We start from the raw sequence: 10,752 nt of genomic DNA, 5'->3' as shown, positions 1-10,752 counted from the left end.
CCTTATTATTTTAGGTGCGATTGGATTTCCTGTTTTAATTGAAGTGAAAAATTTTCTATTAAGTAAGGGAACTGTTAAGTTTCAATTTTCTTTGTTTGCTAAGTTAACATCCGTAACGTTTTTTGCCTTAGTTATATTTGGAACATTCATGATTATTGCGTTAGAATTTAATGGTTTTTTTCAAGGGAAAAGTTGGCATGAAAGTTTTTTCTATGCTTTCTTTCAGTCTGTTTCAACTCGGAGTGGCGGACTTGCTACGATGGATGTTAGCCAGTTCTCAGAGCCGACTTTACTGGTATTAAGTGCTTTAATGTTTATTGGTGCTTCACCAAGTTCAGTAGGTGGGGGAATTCGCACAACTACGCTTGCTTTGAATGTGTTGTTTTTATATCATTTTGCACGGGGAAACAAACGTATCAAAGTCTTTAAACGAGAAATCAGTGAAATTGATATACGGAAGTCTCTTGTTGTGTCGTTAACAGGTACCTTCATATGCTTAAGTGCAGTGTTTGCTTTAACCATTTCAGAGCCATTTACATTAACAGAGATCCTGTTTGAAGTATGCTCTGCTTTTGGAACAACGGGATTATCAATGGGTATTACCCCAGATTTATCAACGTTTGGAAAGTTTGTATTAATCGCTCTTATGTTTATAGGTCGAGTTGGCATTGTTACATTTATCTTCATGATAGGTGGAAAAGAGCAGCAAGTGAAATATCGTTATCCAGAAGAACGTATTATTATTGGATAATATAAAAAGGCTAGAACATTAAACTGTTCTAGCCTTTTCTGAATAAGGAATTGGTAGATTACCAACCCCAAACAAATACGAAGAGTGTTCCAAGAATGGTAACAAGACCTACAAATATTGCATAAATGATGTTGAGGTAAAGATCTTTTTTATCCTCAGATTCACCGATATGCATGAATAAGAATAACTGTAAGCTTGCTTGAATAATCGCTGTAATAATTAAGATAGCCATCTCAGCTGTGAAGGAAAGGTCAAGAGCAACTACTGAGAAAGCAGCTAATGTCAAGACGATTGAAGACAAGAAGCCGATTACGTGAGTCTTCGGAAATAACTTAGCCATTTTACATCAGTCCTTTCAAGTAGATAAAGCTGAAGATGAAAATCCATACTACGTCTAGGAAATGCCAGTATAGTGAGAAGATAAACGTTTTATTAGCTGTACGAGCTGTAATACCGTGTTTTCTCAACTGAAGCAAGATAGCGATTCCCCAGAATAAACCGAAAGTTACGTGACCTCCGTGTGTACCTAGCGTAACTAGCAATGTAGATGTAAATCCACTTGTTTGTAATGTAGCACCTTCATGTACATAGTGGAAGAACTCGTAAATTTCGATGCCAATGAAGGCCGCTCCAAGAGCAAGTGTAATAGCAAGCATTGTCATCATTTCTTTTTTCATGCCCAAACGCATAGCATGAATGGCGATACCGATTGTGAAACTACTTGTTAATAGGATAAATGTTTCAGCTAGCACGCCATTTAGAGCGAAGATTTCGCTTCCAGCAGGACCATCACCGATACGATTTTCCATAATGAAATATACTGTAAATAGTGTAGCGAAAAGAACAATTTCCGCACCCAGAAAAATCCAAAATCCGAAAATCTTTAAACGATTTTCATCCGTACTATATTCTAGAGGTAGAGAGGCATTTACTTTCATTATTTGTCACCTCGCAATAAGTTGCTTTCGATTTCCTCGATTTCTTTTACTTTCACATGGAAGCCATGATCTTTGCTGAATGAGCGATTAAACAGACACAAAATAATTGGAATTGCGGATATAATCGCTGGTATCCACCAACTGAATACTAAAAAGAATGAAAGTGCTAAGAAAGACATAGCCATTATGAATGGCACAAAACTGTTGCTTGGCATATGAATTTCTTCATATGGACCATCTTTAAATAATTGAGCTTTGCCTTTTTTGTGGTCCCACCAAGCTTCAACACTAGATACTGTTGGCGTTTTAGCAAAGTTGTAGAAAGGAACTGGCATACTTGTGCTCCATTCTAATGTTCTTGCATCCCATGGATCAGCTTTAGTTAAACGTGGCTCGTAACGAATGCTCCAGTAAATACCGTATACAAGAATTACGAATCCAAATGTTAATCCTAATGCACCAATGAAAGATAGCATTTGTAGAGGACCGTATCCAGTTTCTGCTGAATAAGTACTCATACGACGTGTCGCACCATCTAATCCCAAGAAGAATAATGGTAAGAACGTAACATTGAAGAAAATTGAAATGAACCAGAAAGCTATCTTTCCGAGTTTTTCATTCAATTTGAAACCGAAAATCATTGGCCACCAGTAATAGAAACCAGCAAGAACAGCGAATACTGTACCTGGAATTAACGTGTAGTGGAAGTGAGCTACTAGGAATAATGTATTATGGTATTGATAATCGGCACTAGCCATTGCAAGCATAACCCCAGTTACTCCACCAATTGTGAAGATTGGAATGAATGCGAGCGAATACATCATAGGTGTAGTAAATTCGATTTTTCCTCGATGTAGTGTACATAACCAGTTAAAGATTTTTACCCCGGTCGGTACTGCAATTAACATTGTTGTAATCGAGAAGAATGAGTTAGCCAATGCTCCTTGACCCATTGTATAGAAATGGTGAACCCATACAGTGAATGAAAGAAGTGAAATGGCAACCATACTAAATACCATTGATTTATATCCGTACAGATTTCTCTTAGAGAATGTAGAAATAACTTCACTGAATATACCGAATGCCGGCAAGATTACGATGTATACTTCAGGATGACCCCATACCCAAAAAAGGTTGGCCCAGAGCATATCCATACCGCCATCAGACATAGTAAAGAATTGAGAGCCGAATAAACGGTCGAACATCATCATTGCAAGAGCAACTGTTAATACAGGGAATGCGAATACGATGATGATACATGTGATTAATACAGACCATGTGAACATTGGCATTTTCATAAGAGTCATGCCAGGTGCTCTCATTTTAATAATTGTTGCGATAAAGTTTACCCCGGTCATTAACGTACCAAGACCCGATATTTGCAGAGATAAACTATAATAGTTCGTTCCTACTGTTGGACTGAATTCCTCACTTGCTAGTGGGAAGTAAGAAGTCCAACCAGCATCTGGAGATCCACCGAATACGAAAGAGATATTCAATAGCATCGCTCCAGCGAAGAATAACCAGAAGCTTACTGCGTTTAAGTAAGGAAATGCAACGTCGCGTGCACCAATTTGTAAAGGAACAACGATATTCATCAAACCAATTACAAATGGCATCGCCATGAATAAAATCATGATTAAACCGTGAGTTGTAAATATTTCATTATAATGTTGAGGTGATAACAATCCGTTTTCAGGAATTGCTGTTTGTCCTCTCATAAGTACTGCATCTACTCCACCACGGAATAGCATAATTAAAGCAGCTAAGATGTACATAATACCAATTTTTTTATGATCAACTGTTGTAAGCCATTCGTCTTTCAACCAGCGCCATTTCTTAAAATATGTTAGTCCTATTACGATTGCTAAAGAAGCAAGCACGATACTTATTGTTGCTGCAATAATCATAGGATCACCGTGTAAAAAAAGAAAATAATCTTCCCATTTCACGTTCACAATGAGTAGCTCCTTTCTTAGTAGCTATATTTTTTCTAAGGTTAATTAGTGATTCTCGTGTTCTGAATGATCTTCCTCATTCACGTTAGAAGGAGCGTCTTTATCTTCATTATCACCGTGATTATGTCCAGCATTGCGACCTTCTGGGGGAGGGCTGAACTCTAAGTGAGTAGAAGAATAAGATTGTCTACCAACAAAGTCTATTTCGAGTAATTCATCAAATTTCTTTTCAGTAAGTTTTGGTTCGTTATCTTTTACATCTTTCACCCACTGGTCGAAATCTTGTGGTGACATTGAAAGAGCTTCAAAGTTCATTTCTCCGAAACCTTTACCTGTAAAGTTTGAGTTTTTACCTTCCATTGACATTGGTACATCCGCTACATAACGAACTTTTGTAACCATGTCACTCATACCATATTTCTGTCCTCCGAGTTGGGGGATCCAAAAACTTGAAATTGGCCCGAAGGAATAGATACGGAATTCAATAACGCGATCAGTCGGTAGGTTAACATAGTTTACAGTTTCAATACCTTCTTCAGGATAACTGAAATGCCATTTCCAGTCAGATGATGAAGCGTAAATAACCAGTGGTTTTTGATCTTCATATCCCTTTGGTGTTCCTTCTGCTTGATAAGTAGTTTTAACAGTAACAACAGATAGAATGATAACGATTACTATTGGAATCGCAGTCCATGTAATCTCTAGTATTTTACTACCCTCAATGTGTGGAGGATCGTAATCTTTTGGAGCTTTGGAAGCTCGGTACTTTATGAGCATGTAGGCAAATAAACTATAAACAACAGCTAGAATGATAACCATCAATATAATGCTGAAGCTAATTGTATTAGCCAACATTTCGGCAACAGGACCATTTGGTCTGAATACCACAGCTTTCTCACAACCAGACAAAACAACAGTAACGAAAAGAATGGAAGTGATTAATGCCAATTTTGTTTTCATGCTTGTACCCCTTTCTTAAGTAGTTAGTAGATTGTTAGTTTTTGTTAAAAATAAGATGATATAGCAGTATGACAAGTTGTAAGCTAATCAAATAAACTGCTAATTTATTCCCTTATTAGTAACTATTTAGGCATAGTGTTTCAGTGCTCATATACCCAGCTTATATAATAGAGACTGTATAAGAAAAATACAAATAAAAAAGCCTAGTGTATTTTTTATGAAGGATTTAAATGGATTAAATGGTAATAAATGTAATTAATATTTAGATGTTATTAACGTAACTTCATTAAAACTAGTTATATTAATATAATAAATAATTTTAAAAAATATATTAGAATTGAATTAAAGATGAGTTGTAATTATATTGATAAAATGAAAAAAAGACCGTCAATTTGCAGTTGACGGTCTTTTTGTTACAAAATTCCTGTAAATAATTTACTACCTTCTCCCGATGGAGTGAAATATGCTAGTAAAACTTCGTACCTATCATAAACATTTTTGTCTAATTTTTGAACAGGATTTGAAATTTTTTCAAGCATTGTATGTTTAAACAAGTCCTTTTCGTTTAATTTGAGTGAAGCGAATTCCTCGCCAAGAAGCGAAGGGTTTTTTAAGATTGTATTATAAATGTTCGCTCTTTCTTCTTTACTAATAGTTGATTCCCACCAAGGCTTTCTCGGTTTGTACTTGGAATTTAGAAAGTAATCGTGTTTCATTAAATTCTTAACATGAGTTGTATCGCCAAATGACGATTGTTCCAAAAATAGCTCCAACCGTTTAAATAAATCTTCAAGTTGATGTCCAATTTTAGACCAGCCTTGTTCTTCCCAGAAGGTACCAAATTGCTGGAAGAAATCAAATGGTGTAGGGAATGCTTCATTAGTTAAATAAGTAATAGTCTGATCCATACGATGGTCGTTCCAATACTTTTCAAGCACATCTTCTACTTGTTTGATTTTAATGATTTCATCGAAAGTTAATACGTTATTAGCAACGATTTCATAAGGAGCATAATCACTATATACATAGCCATATTGTTCACTTCGAATTCTAAGGCCAGTGCCACGAAGCATTTTTAGAAATCCTAATTGAAGTTCTTCAGGACCCAATGCAAAAACATCATTGAAAGTTTTCTTAAATGAATCATAGTTTTCCTCAGGAAGTCCAGCAATTAAGTCAAGGTGTTGATCAATCTTGCCACCTTCTTTAACCATAGTGACCGTTCGAGTTAATTTCTCAAAATTTTGCTTTCTCATAACCAGTTCATTCGTGTAGTCATTAGTAGATTGTACACCGATTTCAAAGCGGAAAAGTCCCGCAGGTGCGTTATCATTCAGGAATTGAATGACTTCTGGGCGCATTATATCAGCTGTTATTTCGAATTGGAATACTGTTCCTGGTAGGTGTTCGTCAATTAAAAATTGGAACATATCCATCGCATATCGACGGCTAATATTAAATGTACGGTCAACAAATTTAATTGTTTTAGCACCGTTATTTAATAAATAGCGAATGTCTTCTTTAATTTCTTCACGATCAAAGTATCTTACGCCTACTTCTATAGAAGATAAACAAAACTGGCAGCTAAATGGACATCCTCGACTTGTTTCCATATAGACAACACGTTTACTAAGTTCATTGCGATCTTCTTCAAAGCGATACGGAGACGGAATATCCTTTAAATTTAACTTATCTTTTTGAAGTCTAATAACATTTTTGTCATTTTCTTTATAGGCAATACCGTAAATGTTTTCAAGTGATTCGTGACCATCTATATAAGAAAGCAACTGTTTAAATGTCGCTTCACCTTCTCCAAGAACGAAATAATCAACATCATGAAGACGCTCTAACCAATCTTGAATATCATATGTTACCTCTGGTCCACCAAAAACGATAATGAGTTCTGGATTGATTTTCTTAAGCATATGAACAACTTTAATTGTCTCTTCAATATTCCATATATAACAGCTGAATCCAATAACATCTGGCTGCCTTGAGTGAAGATCTGTAACAATGTTAATCACAGGATCTTTAATGGTATATTCAGCAAGTTCAATATTGTATTCGGGTTCAGCATAAGCTTTTAAGCATCGAATTGATAAACAGGTGTGAATATATTTTGCGTTTAATGTAGCGGCAATTACTTTCATAAGTGAAATGATTACCCCTTTCTAATCTAGTATGAATGTATTTTAACATAAGTATAGACAGTTCTTTAGAAAGTGATAGCTCTATGTGTTGAATAATTAGTGTTTCAATTTTAATTGGAGTTGAAATTATCTACTAAAAGCAATTAGGTTTAATGATAAAAGGAGAAGTCGAAATGAAGTTATTTCTAATGAAAAATACAACAAAAATGCTAGATTTTAAAAATTGAACTTTTTGTGAAATGAAAAAAGGAGTTTAATTTTGCAATAAAAAATGGTTAAAAACTTCAATTTAGAAGGAAACAAGTACATATAAGTGATAGAAATATGAGCTTTTAAAATGGAAATATTTAATTATAGTAAATTTTTTCAATATGTAAAGTGCGAGGAGTTTTTTTATGAAGTAAATAAAATAAACGTTACAGAATTACAAGAAAAAAATACCAAATAAGTAATTTACATACAAATTAATAAATTGCATAATAAGTTTAAGGAGTGTGATAAATGATGTCGAATGTTGGAGTTGTCTCTAAAATTTATGGAGATTTCTATCAGCAATTTGGGAAGGGAATTTTAATAACTCAAATGCCATTCTCAACATTAGAAGCTATTTTTGAAGTGGATTCAGAGGTACAGAGAAAACTTGATCCAACTAGAAGATTACAAATACGAGAATTTATAATCCAATCGCTAGAATCAGACTTTGAGTTTGTTTTTTCGCCATTTGTCTTTTCTTCTAGGGGAGCTATAACAAGAAATGATAAGGGTGAATGGGAATTGGTACCAGGCAGCAAATTGTATATTATAGATGGGCAACATAGATCCTTTGCACTTTCTTCAGCGTTTCGGCACTTAGTAGCGCGAAAGGAATCGTTTGAAGAGACGGGACAATACGCGAAAGCACAACAGCAACAGTTGATAATTGATAAACTGAAAAAATACCCAGTTGCAATGCAAATTTATTTGAATTTAGATACTCGAAGTGAGCGATTGCTTTTTACGGATTTAAATACCGAGAGAAGAGAGGCTCATATTGGATTAGTAATGCAATATGACCAAAGAGATGCATATGCAGAATTGACAAGGAATGTAGCTAATCATGTCGATGATTTATTCGAAATCGAGAAGAAATTGTCTAGAGTATCTTTCAGTAGTACCGCATTGACTTCGTTAGCTATTATGAAGAAATGTTTAATCGCTCTTTTTGAAGGCATCTTAACTGTAAAAAAAGGTAAACCAAATACTATATACATTAATATAGAAGAGATGGATCAATGTGGAATTCAATTTTTTGAGATGTGGGATCATATTTTTCCAAAAAAGATGGAGAATCGGGAAAGATATGTAACTGGTTATACGGGAATTCAAATAGCACTTGCTTATACCGTTTTTTTAATGCAACAAAAGTATTTAATCCCATACAAAGAGGCGATTGAATATATGTCTGTATTGAAAGATAAGTGCAATTGGACTCATAACGATCCTTGTTTTAAACATATATATGATGACGAAAAAAAGAAAATTAAATATCATTCCAATACAGTCCACATTAAAAAAACTGCTGAAAACTTCCTAAACATAATAGAGAAGAAAGGAATTCTCTCTTGATGATTATTCAAAATGTTTTTTCAAAGAAACAGCGTATGATAGCAATATCTATTAAAGAGCTAAACAAGATGTTTGAGGCAGGCAATATAACGATAAGGGAAACGAATCAAGCGCATGTGCGAAGAATAAAAGATTATATGCTCGAAAATGCATTAGATAATAATATTTATTTTCCTCCTTTAGTAGCCACTTTACCCAATTCAGAAATCGAACTTGAAAACCCAAAATATATTCAAATAATCGATGGGTCGCATCGTTTAAAAGCTATTATACAAGTTAATGAGTTAATTCAAAAAGCTATAAAAAATGAAAATGCTGAAATGATTAAAAAGGGATATAAGTTGTTAAGTATAATTGATCAAACAAGTATTGCTATACAATTAATTGGTGAATTATCAATAGAGGAATCAAATCAGCTATATATTGACTTAAATACGAAAGGGAAGAAAGTATCTCTATCAAAACGAATTTCTTATGATTCACGAAACATTCTCAATCGAATAACAAACATAATTTTAGCTACTAATCATACTTTGCAAATTGCTGGAGTAGAGATGGAGAAGCGCTCTATGATTCGACCTGCGAACAAAAAATTGCTCTCATTATCACAATTGCGTCAACTCGTAAATATTTTTATAAGTGGAAGTATGTTACTTACTAAACAAACACTAGATTCAGTTCAACAGTTAAAAGAAGAAGAATATATTGACTTAGTCAATATTTGGCTTGATGAATTATTTATCTTATATTCCCCTAATAATATTGGAAATGACCATGATTCGATTTTTGCTAACTTTCCTATATTAGTAAGTATGGCTTTATACGTGAATAAAGGTCAACAAAATTCTTCATTCGAACAAAGGAAGCTGGCAATTCAGAGAAGAATGAAAGCGGTTAGTAAATTGGATTGGAATCGGCATAATGAAAATTGGTTACAGTTTTCAGGAAGTAGGCGAGGAAAGCAGAACTATTATTATATTGATTATAAGAAAGCTACGATAATGAGAATAATAGAATGGCTAGAATCGGAAGGGAGGTGAGGGAAATGTGAATGGGGAAAAAAAGCCCATAAGGAGAAAGTCCTGCCAGACTAGCTTATGGGCTGAGCGTTGGGTATACCAACTAATAGTTAGTATACCCCTTTTGATAGTAAATTAAAATAAGAGAAAAGGAGGTATTAATAGTGCAGAAATTTAATAATTATTGTATCAATCAAAATACAATCGCACTCATTCCTTTGTTTACAAGTAAAGGAGAGCTGTATTGTTATGTTATTGAAGGAGAATTGAGGTTTATAGTAAGGAAGAGTCCAATGCAAATAATTGAGGATTCTTTGCTTAGGTATGGTGGCGATTATAAAGGAGCTGTTAAAGCGGCTAAATATCATTTAGGAAGTCGATATATGGTTCCAATAAAAATAAGTGGTTTGTATCAAATCTATATTATGCCAGATCAATCACCTAAAAATGATGGGTGTGTCTGGGTAGCAATTCAACACGTCATTGATTTTATGAAAGAAGATAAAAATAAAACCCGAGTATATTTAAGTAACGGACATGATATCGTCGTTGCTTTAAAAGAAAATCAATTTAGTGATAAATTGAATCGGGCAGAGAATTTTAAAGTTAAAATTCAAAATGTAGTTCAATCGGTTGAGTTAATATATGAGCAATCGAAAGGATTTTCGATCGTGAAAGAAACAGGAAAGTTGAACTATGAAATAACCAAAAAAGAATGATGATAGGTATGAATGAAAATACTGCTGAGTGAAGCGAGTTTGCATCACTCAGCAGTATTTTTTTTGAGTGTTTGTTTTCGGCTAGTGAAGATATAACGGATTGTCCATTTCATTTTCAACCACAGGCTTTTAAAACGAGAAGTTCCAAGCTCAATCATTGGTTGAGTTATAGAGTAAACAAAGTGGCTAGATAGTGCTAAGGTTAATAGTAATGCTAATCCGAACAATAACAAGTAATTCTCTAATGTTGTAAATCGGTCCACTAAATCACTTTCTCGAAACGACTGAATGAAAAATCCATGTAGTAAGTACACATACAGCGTTCTTTTTCCTAAAGAAGTAAAAAAATATTGACTTCTTGGAACAAGCGCTAAGAAACTAAAGACCATTATAAAGCTTAATATATAGAATCCAAGTCGTGTAAACATAGCACCAATTGAAACTGTAATAAGTTCTGAATATGGCTTAGAACCTAATAACCATTCATAGTTGAAGTTTGGATTAAAATAAAAAGTTACAAATACACCAATGAAAATCATACAAGCTGTGATACGGATTTTGGTAGAGAACAGTTTTTTAATATGAGGTAATTCTAAGTAGTACCCCAATAAGAACATTGGAAAAAAGACAAATGTTCTTGAAAGGCTAAGAA

General features: G+C 34.1%; 9 protein-coding genes and 1 pseudogene. 4 read left to right on the top strand and 6 right to left on the bottom strand.

The genetic code is table 11. The features are described from left to right. On the top strand, nt 1-751 hold a 751-nt coding region (locus tag V7014_RS05725; RefSeq protein WP_335505069.1), incomplete at its 5' end, for a potassium transporter TrkG. A gap of 58 nt (nt 752-809) precedes the next feature. Here V7014_RS05725 and qoxD read toward each other — a convergent pair. The 5 genes from qoxD to V7014_RS05700 form a co-directional block, all read right to left on the bottom strand. After that, on the bottom strand, nt 810-1,091 hold the full coding sequence (gene qoxD, locus V7014_RS05720; RefSeq protein ID WP_335505067.1) for a cytochrome aa3 quinol oxidase subunit IV: 282 nt from the start codon (nt 1,089-1,091) through the stop codon (nt 810-812). A 1-nt stretch (nt 1,092) separates the two neighbouring features. After that, a complete protein-coding gene (locus V7014_RS05715) occupies nt 1,093-1,689 on the bottom strand; it encodes a cytochrome (ubi)quinol oxidase subunit III (RefSeq protein WP_335505065.1) in 597 nt (198 codons plus the stop codon). Further along, a complete protein-coding gene (qoxB, locus tag V7014_RS05710) occupies nt 1,689-3,641 on the bottom strand; it encodes a cytochrome aa3 quinol oxidase subunit I (protein WP_335505186.1) in 1,953 nt (650 codons plus the stop codon). Before qoxB ends, V7014_RS05715 begins: the two co-directional genes overlap by 1 nt. A 51-nt stretch (nt 3,642-3,692) precedes the next feature. Beyond that, nucleotides 3,693-4,607, bottom strand: coding sequence for a cytochrome aa3 quinol oxidase subunit II (qoxA, locus tag V7014_RS05705; RefSeq protein WP_335505063.1), 915 nt, complete (start codon nt 4,605-4,607; stop codon nt 3,693-3,695). Between the two features lie 413 nt (nt 4,608-5,020). Beyond that, on the bottom strand, nt 5,021-6,757 hold the full coding sequence (locus V7014_RS05700) for a B12-binding domain-containing radical SAM protein (protein ID WP_335505061.1): 1,737 nt from the start codon (nt 6,755-6,757) through the stop codon (nt 5,021-5,023). A 504-nt stretch (nt 6,758-7,261) separates the two neighbouring features. On the opposite strand from V7014_RS05700, the gene V7014_RS05695 reads away from it, so the two are divergent. The 3 genes from V7014_RS05695 (at nt 7,262) to V7014_RS05685 (ending at nt 10,100) form a co-directional block, all read left to right on the top strand. Further along, nucleotides 7,262-8,362 (top strand): DNA sulfur modification protein DndB, encoded by a 1,101-nt coding sequence (locus V7014_RS05695; protein WP_335505059.1) that lies wholly within the window; start codon nt 7,262-7,264, stop codon nt 8,360-8,362. Then, nucleotides 8,362-9,402, top strand: coding sequence for a DNA sulfur modification protein DndB (locus V7014_RS05690; RefSeq protein WP_335505057.1), 1,041 nt, complete (start codon nt 8,362-8,364; stop codon nt 9,400-9,402). Before V7014_RS05695 ends, V7014_RS05690 begins: the two co-directional genes overlap by 1 nt. 143 nt (nt 9,403-9,545) lie before the next feature. Then, nucleotides 9,546-10,100 (top strand): competence protein ComK, encoded by a 555-nt coding sequence (locus V7014_RS05685; RefSeq protein WP_335505055.1) that lies wholly within the window; start codon nt 9,546-9,548, stop codon nt 10,098-10,100. A gap of 44 nt (nt 10,101-10,144) precedes the next feature. On the opposite strand, the pseudogene V7014_RS05680 reads toward V7014_RS05685, so the two are convergent. Further along, nucleotides 10,145-10,752, bottom strand: a pseudogene (locus V7014_RS05680) (acyltransferase family protein); the annotation flags it as partial.

This window comes from Bacillus sp. JJ722, from assembly GCF_036963345.1.
GTDB lineage: Bacteria > Bacillota > Bacilli > Bacillales > DSM-1321 > Bacillus_AD.
The sequence above is the reverse complement of the archived record's forward strand: the minus strand, read 5'-3'. Positions and strand labels throughout refer to the sequence as shown.

Excerpts from the sequence above, each read along its gene's own strand:
- V7014_RS05695 (WP_335505059.1), top strand. The coding sequence starts at position 7,262 with ATGTCGAATGTTGGAGTTGTCTCTAAAATTTATGGAGATTTCTATCAG.
- V7014_RS05690 (WP_335505057.1), top strand. The coding sequence starts at position 8,362 with ATGATTATTCAAAATGTTTTTTCAAAGAAACAGCGTATGATAGCAATA.
- V7014_RS05715 (WP_335505065.1), bottom strand. The coding sequence starts at position 1,689 with ATGAAAGTAAATGCCTCTCTACCTCTAGAATATAGTACGGATGAAAAT.
- V7014_RS05700 (WP_335505061.1), bottom strand. The coding sequence starts at position 6,757 with ATGAAAGTAATTGCCGCTACATTAAACGCAAAATATATTCACACCTGT.
- qoxD (WP_335505067.1), bottom strand. The coding sequence starts at position 1,091 with ATGGCTAAGTTATTTCCGAAGACTCACGTAATCGGCTTCTTGTCTTCA.
- qoxA (WP_335505063.1), bottom strand. The coding sequence starts at position 4,607 with ATGAAAACAAAATTGGCATTAATCACTTCCATTCTTTTCGTTACTGTT.